A 20,369-nucleotide genomic window follows, 5' to 3' on the forward strand; every position below is an offset into this window, starting at 1 on the left:
TGACACAATGCCGGGCAGTCACAGCCCATGCGGAAGGATGACGACGCGGTGGAGGTCCTCCGGTGTCCGTTCCGTAACCGCGACCCCGCACTTCCCCTACGGCACGCCACCCGCGACGCCCTGCAGCGGGAATTTCCCGCCGAGCACAACGCCGACTGGATCGACGACGTCCTGATCACCATCAGTGAACTGGTGCAGAACGTCAGCCAGCACACCGGCGGACCCGGTGAACTCATCGTCACCCTCGCCCCCGGCGCCGTACTGATCGAAGTCGCCGACTCGAGCACCGCCATCCCACAAACCAGGCAACCCGCACCCGACCGCTCCGGCGGCCGCGGGTTACTCCTGATCGAAGCCGCGTCCCAGCAATGGGGCGTCCGCACCGGGGAAACCGGCAAGGTCGTCTGGGCCCGCATGCCCGCACCCTCCAACTCCCGCCCCCTGCACGCCGCCTGAACCACCATCCCGCACCCGGCTACCTGCAGAACAAGCATGAACCGGCAGTCGGCGGGGCACCTGCGTACGCATGAGTGAACTTCAGCAGTCGACACCGCCCCCCCTGAAGTCCTGCAAACCTGGATCCTCGACAGCACCACCGAACTACAAAAGCTCCGCCGCGCCCTAGCGACAGCGCTCGCCACCGAACTCACCGACGACGCGCGGCTCGACGATGTGCCCGAACGCATGGTGCTCGTCGCCACCGAACTGGCGACCAACGCCATCCGGCACGGCCTGGCACCCACAGAGATTCGCCTATCGAAAACCGGTGACCTCTTCCTCCTCGACGTCACCGACCACGCCCCCGACACCATCCCGATCCCCACCACCGCGCAGCAGACCGACATCGGCGGTCGCGGCCTCACCCTCACCCGCTCGTTTTCCGCAGACATGGGCTGGTACATCACCCCACCCACCAAACACATATGGGCCACCTTCACACGCCAATAAGGCCGCAACTACCTTCGAATTCCATCAAAGTCAAACACGGATCCTAAAGGTCAATCAGAGCCATTCCGTCGGGATCGGGTCGCCTTGGGAATAAATCCGCGTCGCTCAGGTCAGGTCAGGGTCAGGTCAGGTCAGGTCAGGTTGTCATGCCTGCGACTCCGCGCCGAGGTTGAACCGCACCCGTGCATGGGTACGTAGCAGGTTCACCGTGGCTGCTACCGCCCGGTGTGCAAGTTCCCGGAACACGGTCCAATAGGTGTCCGCGGTGGTGACCGCACTGGAATGCCCGAGGTCGTGCTGGATCACCTTCAACTCGACACCGGCCGCACCGGCCAGGCTGGCCGCGCCGTGCCGCAGGTCATGGAACCGGACCGGTGGAAGACCGTACTTGCAGACCAGAGCGGAGAACCGGTGGGTGAGCCAGTCAGGGCGTATCGGACGCCCGTCCGGATGCGTGAACAGGTACCCGTGCGCGTTGCGGTCGGTGCCGGCGAACCGGTCCCGCTGACGCTGGCGCTGCTCACGGAGCAACTCATTGGTGAACTCGTCCAACGCCAGGACCCGCACCCCGGCTGCGGACTTCGGCGGCCCGAGACGAACCTTGCCGTCGACAATCAGCAGCTGCCGTTCGACGCTCAATTCCCGGAACTCGGCGTCCAGATCACTGCCGCGCAGTGCCGCCACCTCGCCGCGGCGTAGGCCCCGCAACGCGACTAGCCACCACAACGGGAACAGCGGATCATCCTTAACCGCCTCTAGGAACTTCGCGACGTTCTCGACATCCCACACCGCCACCGCCGGCCGGGCTCCGGTAGCCCGCCACAGCGCCTCTCGCTCCCGCGTCCACGCCACCGCCGTCGGACGGGCACCCCGCGGCAGCCGCAGTCGCCACGCCGCGTTCGAGGACACGAGGCCTTGGCGACGCGCTTCGCTCAACGCACTACGCAGCACCGCGACGATCCGATGCACCGTCCCTGGCGCAATCAGCTCACCGTCAACCAGCTCCTGCCGCGTGATCCTGTCGACAGCCCGCTGGACGGTTTTCGCACCGCAACGCCCGTCGAGGTCCGCGATCCGATACCGGCCCAGCCGTGGGATCAGATGCCGGTACACCACTGACCGGTACGCCCGCACCGTCGACGGGCGCAGCCGGTCCTCCATCTGCGACAGCCAGTACTCCAGCCACCGCTTCACCGTCCACGTCTCGGCCATCGCCTCAGGACCCGGCATCTCCAGCACCTCGGCCAGCCCGTGCTCGGCCGCCACCCGAGACGTAAACCCACCCCGTCGCAGCCGCTTCTGCCGACCATCAGCACCTGGCACGTGCGCATCGATGTACCAACGGCCATGACCCGCCAGCCCACGCCGCGGACACCGGGCACCCAACTGCCGGCCAGTCTCCGCACACCGGCACGCACACCGCGCGAACACCGTCCCGTTACCGGTCGCCGCCATCACGACCACCCGCCGCTAACGCAGGCTGAGCCGCAGATACCGCCTCGAGGCTCAACGGGCCACCAAGAACCATCAAACAGGATCAAAGTTTCCTCTCTCTCAATGTCAGAGGAGGACTTCCAATCCCAAGCCCGGCGTTCGAACCCGGAGGCCACCCAACCGCAGGACATGTGGGGCATGACCACGCCCCACATGTGCCTCACACGATCCGCTCGGGATCTCATGTTCGGCTATATTCCCTGCTCAGCTAGGTGGGCCGCCGGGGACTCGAACCCCGAACCTAAGGATTAAAAGTCCTCAGCTCTGCCATTGAGCTAGCGGCCCGCGACGGCCAGACTACCTGGCCGAAGCACGTAATCCTAAGCGATACCCGTCTGCGCAGGGGCCCTGCGTCGCATCGACGCGCTGCGCCCCTTGGATGAGTCGAGATGCTGTGCCGATGGCGTCGTCCAGTCCGGCGGGTCAGCGGGGTGAAGATGCGCGTCGTCGATGGCGACCGGTGCGTACGGGTCCGGGGGCGGTGGTGGGGCCTTCGAAGCGGACGTTGACCCGGCCGAGGCCGCTGCCCAGACCTAGCCGGGGCCGACGCTGACTGAAATTCGCCTCACGGCCCTTCTCCGCACTGGGAGAAGGGCCGTTTGTCGTGCCCGGGCCGTGATCCTGCGGCCTACACGGCGGTCGGATGCCCCAGAAAACTAAGCTGGATTTCGGAGGGGGACGAGTGGACAGGACGCGATCGTTGGCGTTGGCCGGAGCCTGTGCGGCCTTCGTTGCAGTGCCAAATCTTGGCGCACTGTTCGGTGACGGTGAGCAGACTGACCAGTACGCCACGGCGATCACGCCGCCGGATTACGCCTTCGGCATATGGGCACCGATCTTTGCCAGCTGTGCGGCATCGGCCGTCGGCCAATGCCTGCCGGCCGGGAGGGGTGACGCGATCAGCCGACGCACCGGCTGGCCGTTGGCCGGGGCGTACGCGGTGAATGCCGCATGGTCCGCGGCCGCCCAGACCGGACGGTTTGCTCTGACGCCGTACCTGCTGCCGGTGGCCGCCGCCTTCGCCGCGACCGCGCACATCCGGCTGCAGCGGACACCACCTGCTACCGGTCTGGTCCGCGCCACGCCGGCCAGCACTGGACTTCTGCTGGGTTGGACGACCCTGGCGAGCGCGGTCAATGTCTTCGCCGCTCAAGCGGATCGGGCCTCGCCGCGCGCGGTCGCCGCGGCCACTGCCGGATTGGTCGCCACCTCCGCAGCGGTGGCCGCTGCGGTGGCGCGGAGCCGGCGCGGTGGGATGACGCTTGCGCTCGCGTCCTCATGGGCTCTGGGAACTCTTGCCTGCGATCCGACGCGCCCCCGCGGCGCCCGGGTGGCCGGCGCACTAGGCGCGATCATGATCAGCACTGCCCTAGGCTTCGCGATGCGCCGAAGACCGCACACGGCTGGCCGCGATTCTGGTGCCCCTCGTCCCTCGGATACTCGGCCTTGGTGACGGACTCGGAGCGCCGAACAGAACCGAGTACCTGAGCTCCTCGGCTGGCTCGATTGCTAGGCCGGAAGGAGGTGTCTGGGAGCCCGCGGCCTGTCGGGAAGCCCCCGGCCGGAGACACTGGCTGCCTCCTTCGTCGCGTGGCGTTCGAGGGGTACCCCTATGAAGAACTAGGCATAGGGTCTATGGTCTCCGGCATGAGTTCGCTGCGCATGACGATCCCGCGCCTGCTGGCCTTGCGGGCCTTCCTGGAAGACCCGGGGCAGGAACGCTACGGGCTTGACCTCGCTGCGGAGGCCGGGTTGGAGCCGGGCACGGTGTATCCCATCCTTGTGGCCTTCGAGGTGGCGGGTTGGTTGACCAGCCGGGAAGAGGACATCGACGCGCACGCCGCCGGGCGGCCCAAGCGGCGTTACTACCAGCTCACCGCGGCCGGAGTGACCGCCGCCCGCGATGCCGTCGCGGCGGCGGAGAAGCGCCGCAGTGCCCGCGGCGGCGCGAGGCGGCTGGCATGGTGACCCGACTGCTGTCCACGGCCGGGTTGCGGCCGCTCGAACGAAGCGCCGTGGCGGTGCTGGCCCGGCTCCTGCCCGCCGGCTTCCGTGACCGGCAGCGCCAGGAGTGGACCGCCGATCTCATGACCCTGTCCTCCACGCGTGCTGCGGTCCGCTGGCGCTACCTGCTCGCCGCCGCGTGGACGCTCCCGGCCTTACGCTCGATCGTCCGGACAGGCTTTGGCGGCGGGCCGTTCACCGCGACAGCGGCGCCCACACTCGTTCTCGTCGCTCGGGTTCTTACTATCGGGCTGGGCTGGCCGGTCATCTCCTGGTTGGTGGCAGTGGCGCTTCGTTACCAGCTGTACGACGTACCGTCGCGCCGAGCAGCCGGCATCTCTACCGCTACCACCGATCTGTGGCCGTCCAACGGCCCGCTGGTGGTCCTGGGCCCATTGTGGGGGATCCTCGAAATGGGCGCTTGGATCGCCTACATGGGTGGTCCGTTCCTGATCGCGCGCTCGGTCTGTCCATGATGATCGCCGGACCTTTGCAGCGCCGTCGTACCGGGTGGCAGCGCATGGCCGCCGGGCTGACCGGCGCCGGAATTCTCGCGGTCATCGCCGGGCTCGTCGTGCTGCGAATGCTCCTCGTCGAGAGCTGGGACGGGAGCGGTTACCTGCTCCTGGCGGACGCGAACTACGGCATCACTTCCGGGCTGCTCGGCATGGCCTGCCTGACGCTCGCCGCCAAAGCGCGTTCGCTCATCCGGCGGACCCGGGCTGGCCTGCTCGTCGTCGGCGTCAGCGCGGTCATCGTGACCCTCTCCCACTACGTTCCCCTCGGCATGGCAATGAACGGATGGCTAAAGGGCGTCTGAGAGCCGCCACGCCGTGAGAACTCGCGCGGCTGATGCATCCGCAGTCACCAGATCCGCCGGAAAGGGTGTCAGCATGAGCATGATGTTTTACCCGGCCGGTTGGGAGTTGGCTGTCGACAGCCCCGGCAGCGGCGAGTTGCTGATCACGACGGTGACCGACTCCACCGACACCGACACGGTCACCAACGAGCAGTGGTATCGCGCGTACTACGGCCCTCAGGTGGTGCAGTTCCTCGCCGCTGTCACCGCGAGATCTCTCGGGGACGCGGCGGGCAAAGTCGGTCACGAAGACCTACCCTCATTCTTGACTGCCGAGGTGGCCCGCGCATTGCTTCCCGCCCTGCAGAAAGCCGTCCTGCTTGCGCTGGCCGGGAGCGATCGCTACGAACGAGTGTTCCTCGATGACGGTAGAGCTCCGGCCGAACCGTTATGCGTACGCTGTCATGAGGGCAGCTTCTTTCCGTATCTTGCTATCTCCTCCGAGTGGTGTGAGCAGTTCGGACATCGAGCCTTCGGCACCAGCCTGGAGCGGTGGGAAGACGCCCACGAGGCGTATCGAATGGACTGCGACCGATGGAAGCGAACCGAAACCCGACGCCGCGAAAGCCAGAGATCACCGCAACTAAGATGAATGATCAGGACTGGAATGCTTCTTGCATTGCCGCGGCGGTAGACCTTCACTGTGGCCTCCTCGCCGAGGAGCGCGGCGACGATCGCCGTTTCTTGTCCAGGGGTTCCGTGCCTGAGCGGCACGTGGCACCGGTCGAGCTGCGGAGAACCCCATGCATCACTTCTCTGCGGGTGCTGGACCCGTCCTGACCCACCGTGCTGGTCTTCAGTGCGGCCAGCGCCCTTGCGTGCGGCTTCGGTGACAGCTCCGAGAAGACGAGTAGCCCTACAGTGACCACGGCTCCGGCGGCAGTTTCGACGCCGAGTCAGGCGACGTTCCGGCTCGACGACGCGGTCGAGGACGCACCCACGCTGCCGATCATGCTGACGGCCCGGACAACCAGCACGAACCCCGATGCGACGATCACCTGTCGCATCAGAATCGGCGAGAAGATCCTCCTCCGAGAGGACTCGGCACGAGGCGCACACGCGTTCGCCGATTGTTCATCCCCCGACCTCGGATGACGCTGGCCGGACGGGCAGGCACCCAGGACGACGGCGAGGACCGTCGACCGAAGGCCTGGCCGGTTCGGGATCAGGTCAGGCGGATCCCGAACCGGCGCGGCGTCACTGCCCGATCACCTCGAACTCGCGGATGGTGATCTGGTCCGCTCGGCCACTCGACCAGTCGGTCCACACCTCCAGGTAACGGCATTCGAATCCGCCCGTGAACTTCACCAGGTCCACCTGGTTGCCGCCTTTGTTGGCCTCGTGGCGCCGTACGCGTTCGCCCTTGACTTTGCCGGATTGGATGAGGAAGTACTTCGGCCAGTCGGTGCCCCATTTCAGCAGGACTTCGGAGACCTTCCGGACGCGGCCGAGATCGATACGCAGCCACTGTTCACGGGAGCCGGAACTGGTCCATTGGCTGCCCTCGTTGCCGTCCACAGCCTTGTATGCGCTGGAGCTGTTGGTGCTGGCCTCCCGTGCGACGTTGAGCGCAAGGTTCCGGAGAGCTGGTGCCGGAGCGGGAGCCGGCGGGGCCGGGTTCGGCGCCGGGGGGACCGGTCCGGGCGCGGGGGGCGGCGCCGGGGGGACGGGGCCGGGCTCGGCGGGCGGCGCCGGGTTCGCCGGCTGCTGAGCGGGATCGTTGGTCACCGGGGTCAAGGTCGCGGAGCCCGGGCCGGCCGGTTTCGCGTTGGTGCCGGTCGGCTTCGTCGCGCCCGACGACGGCGTGGCGGTCTTCGGGCCGGGGGCGGCCGAGCCGGCCGGGGCGCCGGACGGGCCGGCCGCAGCGCCGGAGGGTGCCACGGGATTGACGATCCACACCGACTGTGTGGGGTCGGGAACCGGAGCAGGGGCGCTGTCCTGGGCTGACGCGGCGGTGTCGCCACCGCCGGAGACGAAGGCGAAGGGGACCAGGACGAGAGCCAAGGCCGCTCCGGCCAGGGCGATGCGACGCTGGCGTTTGGTCACCCGGCGCAGGAACGGCGCACCCGCTCCCGGCGGTTCGGCCGGAACCGAACGCTTGGCGGCGGTGACAAAAGAGGCCGGTGCCGGAAAGTCGGCGGGCTGAATCCGGCTTCCGGGCCCGACGCTCGTGTCCGACGAAGCGGCCGGCGACGCCCCCGACGAAACGGCCTGCGATGACGTCGATGAAGTGGCCGATGACGTCGACGAAGCGGCCGGCGAAGCCCCCGACGAAACGGCCTGCGAAGACGCTGATGGAGCGGCCGGCGACAACGCTGACGAAGTGGCCGGCGATGACACCGATGGAGCAGCCGGTGACGCCTCCGACGAAGCGGCCGGCGAGGAGACTGGGGATGTGCTGGGGCTGGACGCCGTGGGGGCCGGCGGCGGAGTGGTCGCACCGGTGCTTGGCCGTCGGCGCCCGCGCCGGGCCTGCGGTGTCCCGGGGAGGACGTACGCGCGGCTCAGCTTGGTGGATTCGTCGTTGGCCTGCTGGCGATCGTTGTCTTGCATGGGTCCTTCCCGACCGGCGGATGCTGGGGGCGGATGTCGTCAGACATCGCGGTGAGGGGGCGTCGACCGGTTGCGAGCACACTGCACCACGGTTTGACTGTTGATCATTCTGCCTATTGTGGTCAAGGGCCGGCGGTCCGCAGGGCGAGTGCCGAATGCGATGGCCGACGGCGAGATCGTGAGTATGAGGAGCGATACTGGTGAGGATTCTGCTGGCCGGCGAGGACGCCCGTCTGGGTGTCGCGCTCGCGGCGGCACTGCGCGATCTCGGGTACGCCGTGGACCGGAGCACCGGCATGCCCACCGTCGCCGAGGTCGCCGCCGTCCAGCTGGTCCTGTTGATGGTCGGCGACGACGACGGTGCCGACATCTGCCGTGAGCTGCGGCTCGGCAGTGATGTCGGGATCATTCTGCTGACCAATCGCAGCGATGAGCGCAGTCGGGTCGCGGGCCTGCACGCCGGGGCGGACGACTGCCTGATCCAGCCCGTCAGCCTGCTCGACCTGCATGCGCGGGTGGATGCCGTCCTGCGGCGTATCCACCGCCAGTCGGACCCGGTTTACCAGCTTGGCCCGCTGGAGGTGCGGGTGGACCGGCACGAGGCGGTGGCCGACGACGTACGGCTGACGTTGACGCGTAAGGAATTCCAGCTGCTGGTGGCGCTGATCCGGGAACCCGGAGTGGTGCAGCACCGGGAGGAGCTGCTGCAACAGGTGTGGCAGACCTCCTGGTCCGGGCGGTCGCGTACGGTCGACGTGCACGTGGGGACGCTGCGGAACAAACTTGCTTCCACCGGGGTGGCAGTGGAGACGGTCCGCGGTGTGGGCTACCGGCTGGTGACCCGCTGTCGCGACTCGAAGCGCAAGGGGTGACAGGGTCCGGGACACCTCAGGCATCGGCCGGCCCGGCGTCGTCGGCGTGGCCGAACAGGTCGTCTGTTCCGGTGGGGACGTCCTCGGTGATCAGCATGCGCAGGTCGTCGATGCTCAGGTCGGCGATGTCCTGCAACCGGTTGGCCTGCATCAGCACCATGTGGTCCAGGACCTGACGGGCGGTACGCGCGTTGCCGTGGCTGGCGCCGGAAGGCAGCCCCTGGAACAGGCGACGCACCGCGTCCCGGGTCTGCCGGGTCATGGTGAATCCGGCTGCTTCCGCCATGCTGGCGACGATCGTGGCCAACTCGTCGACCGTGTAGTCGGCGAATCGCACGTGGCGGGCGAACCGCGACGCGAGCCCGGGGTTCGCGCGCAGGAAGCGGTTCATCTCCTGGGGGTAGCCGGCGACGATGACCACGATGTCGTCGCGGTGGTCTTCCATCAGCTTGACCAGCGTGTCGATTGCTTCCCGCCCGAAGTCGGTGGGTGCGCCCGGGGGCACCAGCGCGTACGCCTCGTCGATGAACAGCACACCGCCCCGGGCGCGCTCGAACATCGCCCGGGTGCGCTGGGCGGTCTGTCCCACGTACTCGGCGACCAGGTCGGCGCGGGACGCCTCGATGAGCTGGCCGGTGCGCAGTGCGCCCAGCGATGCCAGCAGCCGGCCGAAAAGCCGTGCGACAGTGGTCTTGCCGGTGCCGGGCGGGCCGGAGAAGACGAGGTGCCGGCCGATGGTCGGTACCGGGAGGCCGGCCTGTTTACGCAAGCGTGCCGACTCGATCAGGTTGACGATGTTGCCGACCTCGGCCTTGACCGCGGGCAGTCCGACCATGGCGTGCAGTTGTTCGAGCAGTCCCGACAGTTCTGCACGGCCGGCTGCCGCTCCGGGGCCCACCGGCGCCGGGGCATCCTCGGGCAGCAGCTGGACGAGCGCGGCGTGGCCGGCGTCGGGGTCGGCTGCGAGCCGCTGCGCCTGTCGCGACACCATGTCCTCGAAAACCTGCCGGGCCAGTCGGGCGTTGCCGAAGTTGGCGTCGCGGACCACGGTGGCGAAGTACGCCGTCAAGGCGTCCCGCGTCCCGTACTCCAGGGTGAACTGATGCCGGCTGCACAGGCCCTGGATGATCGTGACCAGCTCTTCGTCGGAGTACGACGCGAACGTGACCTGCTTGGCGAACCGCGAGCCCAGTCCCGGATTGGAGTCGAGGAACTTCGCCATGTCCCCGGCATAGCCGGCGACGATGACCACGATGTCGTCGCGGTGGTCCTCCATCAGCTTGACCAGCGTGTCGATCGCTTCCTTGCCGAAGTCCGGGCCGTCCCCGCCGGACTGGCTCAGCGCGTACGCCTCATCGATGAAGAGTAGTCCGCCGAGTGCCTTCTCGAAGACCGCCCCGGTCTTGATGGCTGTCTGTCCGATGTACTGCCCGACCAGGTCGGCGCGCGCCACCTCGATCATCTGCCCGGTCCGTAGGGTGCCCAGCGCGGCCAGGATCCGGCTGTAGAGGCGCGCCACCGTGGTCTTACCGGTGCCGGGTGGGCCGAGGAAGACGAGGTGCCGGCTCATCGGCGGGCTGGGCAACCCGGCCTCGCGCCGCCGCTGCACCAGCATGTTGAGGTTGACCAACGAGGTGACCTGCTCCTTGACGCCGGCCAGTCCGACCAGGGCGCGCAACTCGTTGAGCAGGACCGAGACGTTTTCCTCGACCGGTTCGGCGTCGGCGTCCGGTTCCGCGTCGCCGGTCCCAGTCCCGGCCCCGGTCGGGGACGGCTGGCTCCCGCTGTCGAGTTCGCGGGGGAATCCGGGGCGTGGTTCGGCCGGCTCGTCGACCGTGGCGTTCGGCGCGTCGTCGCGGCGGATGTCCTGGCCGGTGTTGCCGCGTACCCGGCAGTCGCGCAGCGCGACCGGTTCGGTGGTCGACACCGTCACGCCGTCGCCGGTGTTCCCGAAGATCTCGCAGCCGGTGAGGTTGCCCCGGGATCCCTCGACGAAGAGCACACCGCTGGTGCCGCAACCGTGTACCCGACTGCGATCCATGGATATGGTGCCGCCGCGTTCGACCTCCACGCCGGGACCGGCCGAGTCGGCGACGACGCAGGCGTCCAGAGTGGCCGCCGCGCCGGCCTGGACGCGTACCCCCACGCGGCCGCTCTCGCGCAGGCTGCACCCGGTCAGTCGGGGACTGCCGCCCTCGGCTACGACCATCGCCTGGCTGGCCCCCACCACCTCGCACTCATCGAGGTGCGGTGTGGCCCCGTCGGCGACGTGCAGGCCCGTGCCCTGCACCGCGCCGACAGCGCACTGGGTGAGGGACGGCGCGGCCGAGCTGCTGATGAAGATGCCGATGTCGGCGCCGTCGAGGACGGTGCACCGGACGAGCCGGGTGCTGCTGCGCTGTTCCACCGCGATGCCCGGCCCGGTGGTGCCACTGATCTGACAGTCCTCGATCGTGCCGCGGCCGCCGTCGGTGGCACAGACGCCGTTGCCGCCCGCGCGGGCCATCGTGCAGGAGCGAATCGTTGGGTCGGCGTTTCCGCTGATCACTACGGCGGAGCTGGCGAAGTCGCTGAGCTCGCTTTTCTGCACGATGCCCGTCGAGCCGCCGACGAACACCAGCCCGGCACCGACCGTGTTGCTGATCCGACAGCTCGTGACGGTCAGGTCGCCGCCCTCGTGTGCCAGCGCGGCGACCAGGGACTCGGCTTCGATGGCGCAGTCCTGCAGGTGCAGGCGCGACCCGGCGACCGCGACAGCCGGATTCTGCCCGTCGGCATGACTCAGCACCAGACCGCGCAGTGTCGCCGAACCCGAGCGCATGGTGACGCCGGTGCCGTCCCCGGGAAGCTCCACCCGCACCGTACGCGAAGCACGCGCGGCGACAGTGACACCGTCAGGCAGATCGAGTGGCTCCCGATAGACCCCGTCCTCTACCAGGATCACCGCACCAGGGCCGGCGTCCCGCAACGCCGCAGCGATGGTGCGGTACGCGTCCGGCTGATGCGGCGCGACCAGCAGGGCGTCGGTGGTGTCGAGCTCATCGACGGTGCTGACCTCGGTCACGGTGCACTCCAGGAGGACGGCCGGCCGCCGGCCGGGGCAACCCGGTGAGCGACCTGGTTGGTGGGCGGCCGATAGCATCCCGGCCGACGAAGGGAAAGATCGCGATGGCAGACCGGCGAGCACGGTGGATGTTGCGGGCCGCGGTGGTGGCGCTGGCGCTGGGGTGGGCAGGCGCGTCTGTCGGCGGCACAGCGCAGGCCGCCGACGGGCCCCCGCAGCGACCCGCCGTGACGGCAGACAACGGTTGTGCGCCCGGATCCCCGGTCATCCACCGCGAACGCACCTGGGCGCAGGGCCGGCTCGCGCCGGAACGAATCTGGCCGCTGTCGACCGGCGCCGGGGTGACGGTCGCGGTGCTGGACACGGGAATCAGTGAGCGCGCCCCCGCGTTGCGGGACGCCGTGTTGCCCGCCGTCGACAGCACCAAGGAGTCGGTGCAGGACGGTGACTGCATCGGTTCCGGAACGTTCCTGGCCGGCATCATCGCCGCCCGGCCGGCGCCGGACGTCGCGTTCACCGGTCTCGCTCCGCAAGCGGCACTGCTCCCGGTACGGGTTGCCAGTGACCGGGACGACATCGGGGCGAACGTGCTCGCCGCGGGCATCCGGGCTGCTGTGGACGGCAAGGCGAAAGTCATCGCGGTGGGGCAGAGCGCCGCAGCTGGCAGTGACGAACTGCGTGCGGCGGTCGTCGAGGCCACGCAGGCCGGCGTACTGATCATCGCCGGTGTCGACAGTGACCGACCCGCCTACCCGGCCGCCTATCCCGAAGTGCTGGCAGTCGCCCCGCTGGACCGTGCGGCCGGCGCCGCCGGCAGCGCACCTGCCGGGCGGGTCGATCTGGTGGCACCCGGCGAAGAGGTGGTGAGTATCGCGACCACCGGACGCGGGCATTTCTTCGACAGCGGGCCGGCGGTCGCGGTGGCGTTCGTGGCCGGAGCTGCCGCGCTGGTCCGCGGCTACCACCCGGAGTTGGATCCCGTACAGGTCAAGAAGCGCTTGCTGGGCACCGCCGACGCTCCCGGCCGCCGGCCGTTGCCCGACCCCGCGCAGGGGTACGGGGTGGTGGACCCGTACGCCGCGGTGACCGCCGTCGTGGCCGAGGACCTGGGCAACGGTCCACCGCCTCCGGTGGCGACGGCCCGCCCCGCCCGCCCGGCGCAGCCCGACCTGCGACCGGCGCGACTGGCGTACGCCGCCGCCGGCGGGACGTTCGTGCTGGTCGCCGCCGCGGCTCTCGCGAGCTGGCTGCTCGTTCAACGCCGCCGCCGGGACGCCGATGCTCAACCCGGGCCGTCCGCGGGCGGTGCCTCCGACGAGGTGCGGGAGGCGCTGAGCTCGGCCAGGTAGCCGGTCTGGAGCAGCTGCACCCCCCGGCGGGTAGCCAGTTGCGCGCGGCCGGGCGGCAGGATCCGGCCCTTGATCGAGCTGCTCGACGGGGTCTGCAGCGGCGGGCAGGACAACATCAGGTCGGGCACGTTCAACTCGTCCAGCTTGCGCAGTGCGGGGTCCATCGCCGCACGTCCGGCACCGGCCGCACCCCGGGCCAGCACCACGTGCAAGCCGATGTCGGCACCGTACGGAAGCATCTCCAGCAGTGGTTCCAGGACGCTCGACATCGAGGAGGCGACGAGGTCGTAGTCGTCGAGCAGGATGAAGAGCTTGATGCCGGACCACCAGTCCCGCCGGCGCAGCTGCTCGGGCGTGACGTCCGGGCCGGGGAGGCGGTCGCGCATCGCCGGTGCCAGGTTGGCGATCAGGTCGCGCGCCGCGGGTGCTGTCACGGCGTAGCCCAGCCGGTACGCCTCGGGTATCCAGTCCACCAGCGTGCGGCGCAGGTCGACCAGCGCGATCTGCGCCTCGGCGGGACCGTACCGTCGGATGATGGCCTCGGCTGCCAGACGCAGCACGTTGCTCTTGCCGCTCTCCGAGTCGCCGAGGACGGTCAGGTGGGCCTGGTCGGCGAAGTCGTGCCAGAACGGCGCGAGGGACCCCTCGGTGACACCCAGCGCCATCCGCAGGTCGCCCTCCGGCGCCGGGAGCTGGGCAGCGGCCAGCTCGTCGGGCAACACCTGCAGGCGTGGCGCGGCCGGGCCGGTCCAGGCGTCACCGACCGCCTGGACCAGCTCCGCCACGGCGTCGGTGAGGTCTTCGGTGTCGGCCAGGCCGTCGATGCGCGGCAGGGCCGCCAGGAAGTGCAGCTTCTCCGGGGTGAGTCCGCGACCGGCCGCCGTGGGCACGGTCGCGGCCGCGCGGATGTCGATGGACGAGTCGATGGCCTCGCCGAGCCGGAGCTCCAGTTTGGTGCCGAGCTGGTCCCGGACGCTCAGATGGATGTCGTTCCAGCGTGCGGCGGCGGCCACCAGGTGCACGCCGTAACTGAGCCCCCGCGCGGCGATCTGCCGGATCTGTTCCTCCTGCCGGTCGAACTCCTGGCGCAGGGTGGCCCAGCCGTCGACGACGAGGAAGACGTCGCCGTACGGATCGCCGTCGAACTTGCCCTGGCGCCGGAGCGTCCGATAGGTGGACATGCCGTCGATGGCGTGCGCGGCGAAGGTGCGTTCCCGCTCGGCCAGCATCTCGAGGACGTCGGTGACGATCCGCCCGATCCGGTCGGCCTCGGTGCGGGCGGCGACGGCGCCGACGTGCGGCAGGCCGGCCAACCGGGTCAGGGCGCCACCGCCGAAGTCGAGGCAGTAGAACTGCACCTCGCGCGGGCTGTTGTGCAAGGCCAACGACGTGATCAGGGTACGCAGCAGGGTGCTCTTCCCGCTCTGCGGCGCCCCGGCGATACCGACGTGACCACCCATGGCGGTGAGGTCCGCGGTGAGGAGTTCACGCCGCTGCTCCAACGGGCGGTCGACGACACCGAGCGGCACGACGAGCGAGTTGCGCCGCTCGGCGTAGGTGGGCCGCAGCCCGTACCGGCGGTCAGGCAGCAGCGGCGGCATGAGCTGGTCCAACGTGGGCGATTCGGCCAGCGGTGGCAGCCACACCTGGTGCGCGGGCGCACTCTGGCCGCGAAGCCGGTCGATCAGCACCCGCATCACCGAGCGGCTCGCCGGGCCTTCGTCGGCATCCTGCGGGTCGGCTGCCGCCGCCGCGGCCTCGTCGACCGGCGGCTGCCCGCCGAGTTCCGCCAGCGCCGCGTGCAGGTCCGCGTCGTCGGCCGTCACGGTGGGCGCGGCGACGTACTCCACCACACCCGTGGCCCGTTCGGTCGACGTCTCGGTGCGCGCCCCGGCGGGCGGACGATAAGCCCCGGACACGTACGCCGCCTTGAACCGCACCATCGACGACACATCCAGCCGGACATAGCCGTTGCCGGGAGCGGACGGCAGCTCGTAGGCGTCGGGCACGCCCAGCACCGACCGGCTCTCCATCGCGGAGAAGGTCCGCAGACCGATCCGGTACGACAGGTGGGTCTCCAGCTGGTGCATGCGCCCGTCGTCGAGCCGCTGCGACGCGAGCAGCAGGTGCACCCCGAGCGAGCGGCCCAGCCGGCCGATCATGACGAACAGTTCCATGAAGTCCGGGTACGCCGCCAGCAGCTCGCTGAACTCGTCGACCACCACGAACAGCGACGGCAGCGGATCCAGTTGTACGCCGTTTGCGCGGGCCTGGGTGTAGTCGCGTACGGACGCGTAGTTGCCCGCACTGCGCAGCAGTTCCTGGCGGCGGATCAACTCGCCGCGCAGTGCGTCGTACATGCGGGCGACCAACGGCAGCTCGTCGGCGAGGTTCGTGATGACGGCCGAGGTGTGCGGCAGGTCCTCGAAGCCGAGAAAGGTGGCGCCGCCCTTGAAGTCGGTGAGGACGAAGTTGAGTGTCTCCGACGAGTGGGTCACGGCCAGGGCCAGCACCAACGTACGCAGCAGCTCGCTCTTGCCCGAACCGGTCGCCCCGATCAGCATGCCGTGCGGTCCGGAGCCGCCCTGTGCCGACTCCTTGATGTCCAACTCGACCGGCGTACCGTCGGGGGTGATCCCGATCGGCACCCGTAGCCGTTCGGCCGGGCCGCGCGAAGCCCATTCCGCGGTGACGTCGAACGTCGCCGCGTCGCCCAGCCGGAGCAGGCTGGCGAGGTCGAAGGTGGTGGCTGTGGACTCGGGCGCTTCGGAATTCCCCGAGGTGCGGAACGGCGCGATGATCTTGGACAGGGCGCGGGCCTGCGGCACGGCCAACCGGTCCGGCCGGCCCAACCGGGTCCGTGACTCCACGCCAGTGCCACGCTCCCGGACCATGGTCAGGTCGTCCGCGGCCACCTGCAGACGCAGTAGGTCCGGCCCGGACACCCAGGGCAGCCCGCCGGTCACGTCGATGAGCACGGCGGTCCGGTAGCCGGCGCCCGTGAACCGGTTGCCCTGCGGCAGCCGCCCACCGTCGAGCACGACCACCACGAACGGTTCCTCGCGGCTGGGCACGGTCCCCGCCTGGAAGCGATTGCGGCCGGTGAAGTCCTCACCGAGCAGCCGGTCCAGCTCGTCGAGCCCGGTGCAGAACAGTCGAGCGGGCCCGGCACTGTCGCGGTCCGTGGCGTGCAACGCGTGCGGCAGCCACTTCGCCCACTCCCAGTCGGCACGCCCGGCGTCGTCGGCACAGATCACCAAGGTCAGCTCGTCCGGCGCGTGGAACGTGGCGAGCTGGGCGACAAGTGCGCGCGTCATGTCGCGGGCCACGGCCACGTCACCTTGCATGGTGATCGCCCGGAACCCGCGCAGATACAGAGTGACCGGCAGATCCGCCACGGTGGTGTAGGCCCGGATGAACCGGCGCAGCGCGTGCGCGGTCAGCGGATCGAGGTCCTCCACCGGGCGGCTCTGCACGGGCGCGATCCGCAACGACATCCGCTGCTCGCCGAGCGCCACCCGTACCTCGGCGAAGTCCTCGTGGTTGGCCCGCCGCTCCCACAGCCGGTCCGTCATGGCCAGCGGCCACAGCCCGTCCGGCGCCGGGTTGCTCCAGGCCAGCGCCCGATGCTGCTGCTCGACGGCGCGCCGGGTCGAGCGCCGCAGCTGGCTCAGGTAACGCAGGTAGTCGCGGCGCTCACCGCGGGTGCGGAACTTGCGCTCGGTGGCGTGCTGCATGACCTGGCCGACGAGCATCATCAGCATCGACACCATCATCAGCCCGGCCGTCAGGTACATCATGCCGCCGGTGCTGGGGCCGACGAACATCAACACCATGGCGCTGGACGCGATGGCCATGGGTATGTACGTCAACGCCGATGCGAGGTTGCCGGAGGATGCCTCGGGCAACGCGGGCGGCTCCTGCAAAACCAGCTCACCCTGCGGCGCCTCCGGGCCGCGGCGGCGCGGCACCCGCCGGAACATGACCGTACTCATGCTGGTCCCTTCTCGTCGGCTTCGCCAGTGGATGGTCGCTGGGGGCAGTAGCCGATCGCGTCGGAATCGCCGCTCACTACGCGGGCGCCGACAGTACACAGCGAATGCGATTCCGTGCAGGCGGGCTGGCACCCCTCGCACTCCGCTGTCGATAGATTGCGGAGAGCGTCCAGTGAGTACTCCCGGCTATCCGGTCGAGACCCTAGGTCATCATGCTGAGCAGGCTCCTTGCTGCAACGCAAAGGTTTCGTAAAGCCGCCTTCCCCACCGATGCATCGTCCTGCTGGAATGTCTGGCGGGCCGGCATGGACGGCACCCGTCTCCGTGAATCGAAGGGTGGCATCGTGGGGCAACCAATGACGAATACCGATATCAAGGAGCAGCAGGCGCTTGCCGAGGCACACGACGCGACCGGGCAGCGGCTGCGGACGGTGTCAGACGACTTGCAGCCCAAGGGGACCGAGCTCCGGACCGCGGTATGGGGCGCGCACAGCCCGGGACTCTCTGCCGCGGTAGAGCAACTGGTCACCGACTTCAACGAGGCCATCCAGGCGTTCAACATGCTCGGAGAAAAGCTGAAGAACAAGGCCGTGGCGAACGCCCAGCTCAACAACTCGAACGCGGACAGGGTGCGCGAGTACACCGTTCGACTCAACAACTGACCGATGCTCTTGACGAAAGGTAGACGTTCGTGACCATGCCTACTGAGGACAGTATCGGTTTCGACAGCGGCCGGGTCCAAGCCCTAATCCAAGAACTCGGCCGCCTCAGTAAGAAGATGAACGCGGACCTGAACGAATTTGAGAGAGAAGCCAATTCTCGGGTGAAGAACCAGTCCGGGGAAACCTGGACGCAGTATTCGAGATACCAGGAGGAATGGGACAAGCGGATTCTCAGCATCGACGAGAACATCAAGGGACTCACCCCGCTGGTCGACGACATCGCGCAGGAGATCAAACGCCGCGACCAGCAGGGTCTGGGCTGAGATGACGCAGCCGACGGTCAACTGGGACACCGCCCTCATCGCCAAACTCAGCGGCGATATGCGCCTGACGGGCAGCAAGCTCAAGAGTTCCTTCGGGGCCACCAACATCGCCAACCCACCTCAGGACATCAAGGCGGGAAAGACGGCGTCGGCGGTCAGCCTCACGGCGGCGATCAACACTCTCTACCGGCGAGTGGGCGCCGAGGAGGCCAAGTTCGCCGACCTGCTGGAAACATTGTCAGGCGACATGATGGATGGTGTTGCCCGGATCTCCAAGGCGAACGCCGAGAACCAGGATCGCACCGAGGAATTTCTCAAGCAGCTTCGCGACACGCTGAACCTGTACCAGTCGGGTGGGTCCACTCCGCCTAAGTAAAGACCGCGGCTTGCCCACCATCGGCGACCGGCGCTATCTGAACGGCACGATCGAAGGGGGATGGAGCAGATGGCCGACTGGTGGGAAAACACCCTCGCGCTGACCACCGAAGGACCCGTCAAGAAGGACGGACAACGCTGGGCCCTGCTCCAGGCGCAGTGGATAACGGCACAGGCGAACCGTTCGGGTTCCGGCGGGGGGTATCCCCGAGGAGCCGGAAACTACGGTGTGGGCCGAATGGATGCCGCAGAACCGGGTACCGGTACGGTCAGCTTCTCCATCAAGCCGAGCGAACAGGTGCTCGCTGCCGAGACGGAGTTCCGCAAACTGAAGGACGACTTCCTCGCGGCGCTACAGGACCAGAACATCTTCAACCCGTTGGTCATCAAACAGATCGCGGGCTTCGTCGGTAACTGGAAAACGGCACTGGACACCGCCAGCGGCAGCCTCAACGGGCTGAACTGGACCGACGATCAGTGGGTCGGCACGGCCGCGGAGCAGACCCTTGAACTGAAGGTGAACATCGCCGCCGGGATGAACAAGGTGTCGGCGGAGCTGGGCGGTGGCCTCACCGCCAAGCCGGTGGCGGAAAGCCTCACTGACGTCGCCACCGCGATGGAGACCTTCCGCACCAATGTGCGGAGCAGCTTCGACAATTGGCTGCAGCAGCCGAACTCGTCGGTAGCCACCGCCATCCAGAACGCCGCGGCGGCTGGCGTCATCGCTTCCCAAGCGGATGTCACAACCGTCGCGTTGGAGGCCAAGAAGCTTTACAACTACGAACTGGTGAAACTGGACAATTCCATTGATCAGGCGTCACAGCAACTCGACAGCGTCTTCCAAGCGGCGACGGCGAACCTGCCCTCGATGCCGGGTACCTACCTGGATCCGCTCGAAGTAAATGTTCCGGACCTCCCCGCGACGGACGGTGCGGACTTGCCCGGCGGTGTCGACGGCGCCCTGCCAGGAGGCGAGGACTCGCTACTGACCGCCGGCTCCGGCGGGGCGGAGACCGGCCTCGGCGGCGGCATGGAAGCGTTCGACGCTGGCGGCGGCACCGGCGGGCTGGACCTCGGCGGCGACGCCGGCGCGGGCGGCGGGCTGGACGCCGGCGGCGGTACAGCTGCGATGGATCTCGGCGGTGGCACGGGCGGACTGGATGTCGGGGGCGGCACGCTTGGAGCCAGCGCAGCCTTCGACGCCGGCGGCGGCACCAACGGGCTCGGACTCGATGACTATGCCGCGCAATACCGAGCCTTCGGGGCAGTAGACCCCGCACCCCTGCCCTTCACCACCGGAGGTGGCCTGCCGGCAGGAACAGACTTCGGCGGCGATGCAGGCTCCGGCCCGTACTCGCCCTACGTGCCCACGGCCTATACCGGATCGGCGGCTTCCGGCCTCGGCGGCTCAGGTGGCACGACAAGCAGTCGTTTCACCACCGGCGGCGGTCTTCCCGGCCTAGGCGGCGGAGGCGGCGGTCTCGCCGGTGGAGGCGGTGGTCTCCCCGGCAGCGGAGGCGGCGGGGCCGGCGGCATCGCTCGCGGGGCTGAGAGCATGCGGAGCATCATCGGCAACACGGCCGCCGGCACTGGCAACGGATCCGGCATGCCGATGTATCCGCCCATGGCCGGTGGCATGGGCGCCGGCAGTGGGCAAGGCGGCAACAAAGAGCGCGAGCGCACCACCTGGCTTGCTGAGGACAGCGAAGTGTGGGGCACCGAGCCCGGGGCGGTTCCCGGCTCGGTAGGCCGGCCGGCCGGTGCCGGCGCCAGCGCCGCGGAATACGAGACCTTCGACGACTCGTCCGACCAGCAGCAGGGCGGCCGGGGCCATCGCGGCGGCCGGGCCCGCGCCTGATCCGTGACCTGCT

Annotated in this window: 17 protein-coding genes and 1 tRNA gene; 13 read left to right on the plus strand and 5 right to left on the minus strand. The window is 68.9% G+C overall.

Features of this window, described 5'->3' with window-relative positions; translation table 11 throughout:
* Window positions 1–27: 27 nt before the first annotated feature.
* Window positions 28–456: an ATP-binding protein gene (locus ACIA1L_RS16840; protein WP_396073630.1), complete on the plus strand. Its 429-nt coding sequence runs from the start codon at window positions 28–30 to the stop codon at window positions 454–456.
* Between the two features lie 123 nt (window positions 457–579).
* Window positions 580–948, plus strand: a complete 369-nt coding sequence (locus tag ACIA1L_RS16845) for an ATP-binding protein (protein ID WP_396074056.1) — start codon at window positions 580–582, stop codon at window positions 946–948.
* A 144-nt stretch (window positions 949–1,092) separates the two neighbouring features.
* Here ACIA1L_RS16845 and ACIA1L_RS16850 read toward each other — a convergent pair whose 3' ends face one another.
* Together ACIA1L_RS16850 and ACIA1L_RS16855 are read right to left on the minus strand one after the other, a co-directional pair.
* On the minus strand, window positions 1,093–2,214 hold the full coding sequence (locus ACIA1L_RS16850) for a tyrosine-type recombinase/integrase (protein ID WP_396073631.1): 1,122 nt from the start codon (window positions 2,212–2,214) through the stop codon (window positions 1,093–1,095).
* A 441-nt stretch (window positions 2,215–2,655) separates the two neighbouring features.
* Window positions 2,656–2,727: transfer RNA gene (locus ACIA1L_RS16855), tRNA-Lys, on the minus strand.
* A 397-nt stretch (window positions 2,728–3,124) separates the two neighbouring features.
* Here ACIA1L_RS16855 and ACIA1L_RS16860 point away from each other — a divergent pair.
* The 5 genes from ACIA1L_RS16860 to ACIA1L_RS16880 all read left to right on the plus strand — a co-directional run bounded on the left by ACIA1L_RS16860 (window position 3,125) and on the right by ACIA1L_RS16880 (window position 5,897).
* On the plus strand, window positions 3,125–3,895 hold the full coding sequence (locus tag ACIA1L_RS16860; protein ID WP_396073632.1) for a hypothetical protein: 771 nt from the start codon (window positions 3,125–3,127) through the stop codon (window positions 3,893–3,895).
* Between the two features lie 194 nt (window positions 3,896–4,089).
* Entirely contained in the window at window positions 4,090–4,410 is a 321-nt protein-coding gene (locus ACIA1L_RS16865) for a PadR family transcriptional regulator (RefSeq protein WP_396073633.1), read from the plus strand.
* Window positions 4,404–4,922 (plus strand): hypothetical protein, encoded by a 519-nt coding sequence (locus ACIA1L_RS16870; RefSeq protein WP_396073634.1) that lies wholly within the window; start codon window positions 4,404–4,406, stop codon window positions 4,920–4,922. The genes ACIA1L_RS16865 and ACIA1L_RS16870 overlap by 7 nt, the downstream gene beginning before the upstream one ends.
* A gap of 44 nt (window positions 4,923–4,966) precedes the next feature.
* Window positions 4,967–5,266, plus strand: a complete 300-nt coding sequence (locus tag ACIA1L_RS16875) for a hypothetical protein (RefSeq protein ID WP_396073635.1) — start codon at window positions 4,967–4,969, stop codon at window positions 5,264–5,266.
* Between the two features lie 73 nt (window positions 5,267–5,339).
* Window positions 5,340–5,897 carry a hypothetical protein gene (locus ACIA1L_RS16880; RefSeq protein WP_396073636.1) on the plus strand — a complete coding sequence of 186 codons (558 nt, stop codon included), beginning with the start codon at window positions 5,340–5,342 and terminating at the stop codon, window positions 5,895–5,897.
* A 605-nt stretch (window positions 5,898–6,502) separates the two neighbouring features.
* Here the strand turns inward: ACIA1L_RS16880 and ACIA1L_RS16885 are convergent.
* Complete coding sequence (locus tag ACIA1L_RS16885) at window positions 6,503–7,351, minus strand: discoidin domain-containing protein (RefSeq protein ID WP_396073637.1); 849 nt, start codon at window positions 7,349–7,351, stop codon at window positions 6,503–6,505.
* A gap of 707 nt (window positions 7,352–8,058) precedes the next feature.
* On the opposite strand from ACIA1L_RS16885, the gene ACIA1L_RS16890 reads away from it, so the two are divergent.
* A complete protein-coding gene (locus tag ACIA1L_RS16890; RefSeq protein WP_396073638.1) occupies window positions 8,059–8,730 on the plus strand; it encodes a winged helix-turn-helix domain-containing protein in 672 nt (223 codons plus the stop codon).
* Between the two features lie 16 nt (window positions 8,731–8,746).
* Here the strand turns inward: ACIA1L_RS16890 and ACIA1L_RS16895 are convergent, their stop codons facing one another.
* The gene (locus ACIA1L_RS16895) at window positions 8,747–11,794 is read right to left on the minus strand and encodes a right-handed parallel beta-helix repeat-containing protein (protein WP_396073639.1); all 3,048 of its coding nucleotides are present in this window, start codon (window positions 11,792–11,794) and stop codon (window positions 8,747–8,749) included.
* Window positions 11,795–11,898: 104 nt separating this feature from the next.
* Between ACIA1L_RS16895 and ACIA1L_RS16900 the strand changes: the two genes are divergently transcribed.
* A complete protein-coding gene (locus ACIA1L_RS16900) occupies window positions 11,899–13,143 on the plus strand; it encodes a S8 family serine peptidase (protein ID WP_396073640.1) in 1,245 nt (414 codons plus the stop codon).
* On the opposite strand, the gene eccCa is transcribed toward ACIA1L_RS16900, so the two are convergent.
* On the minus strand, window positions 13,077–17,138 hold the full coding sequence (gene eccCa / locus ACIA1L_RS16905) for a type VII secretion protein EccCa (RefSeq protein WP_396073641.1): 4,062 nt from the start codon (window positions 17,136–17,138) through the stop codon (window positions 13,077–13,079). The genes ACIA1L_RS16900 and eccCa overlap by 67 nt on opposite strands.
* 212 nt (window positions 17,139–17,350) lie before the next feature.
* Here eccCa and ACIA1L_RS16910 point away from each other — a divergent pair, with 212 nt between their 5' ends.
* Genes ACIA1L_RS16910 through ACIA1L_RS16925 form a run of 4 tightly spaced genes read left to right on the plus strand, consistent with a single transcriptional unit; the run spans window position 17,351 to window position 20,356 of the window.
* Complete coding sequence (locus ACIA1L_RS16910; RefSeq protein ID WP_396073642.1) at window positions 17,351–17,800, plus strand: hypothetical protein; 450 nt, start codon at window positions 17,351–17,353, stop codon at window positions 17,798–17,800.
* A 29-nt stretch (window positions 17,801–17,829) separates the two neighbouring features.
* Window positions 17,830–18,123 carry a hypothetical protein gene (locus ACIA1L_RS16915; protein ID WP_396073643.1) on the plus strand — a complete coding sequence of 98 codons (294 nt, stop codon included), beginning with the start codon at window positions 17,830–17,832 and terminating at the stop codon, window positions 18,121–18,123.
* 1 nt (window position 18,124) lies between these two features.
* Window positions 18,125–18,499 carry a hypothetical protein gene (locus ACIA1L_RS16920; protein ID WP_396073644.1) on the plus strand — a complete coding sequence of 125 codons (375 nt, stop codon included), beginning with the start codon at window positions 18,125–18,127 and terminating at the stop codon, window positions 18,497–18,499.
* Window positions 18,500–18,559: 60 nt separating this feature from the next.
* Complete coding sequence (locus tag ACIA1L_RS16925; protein ID WP_396073645.1) at window positions 18,560–20,356, plus strand: hypothetical protein; 1,797 nt, start codon at window positions 18,560–18,562, stop codon at window positions 20,354–20,356.
* The last annotated feature ends 13 nt before the right edge of the window (window positions 20,357–20,369 follow it).

The sequence above is a fragment of the Actinoplanes sp. NPDC051859 genome, from assembly GCF_044452725.1.
GTDB lineage: Bacteria > Actinomycetota > Actinomycetes > Mycobacteriales > Micromonosporaceae > Actinoplanes.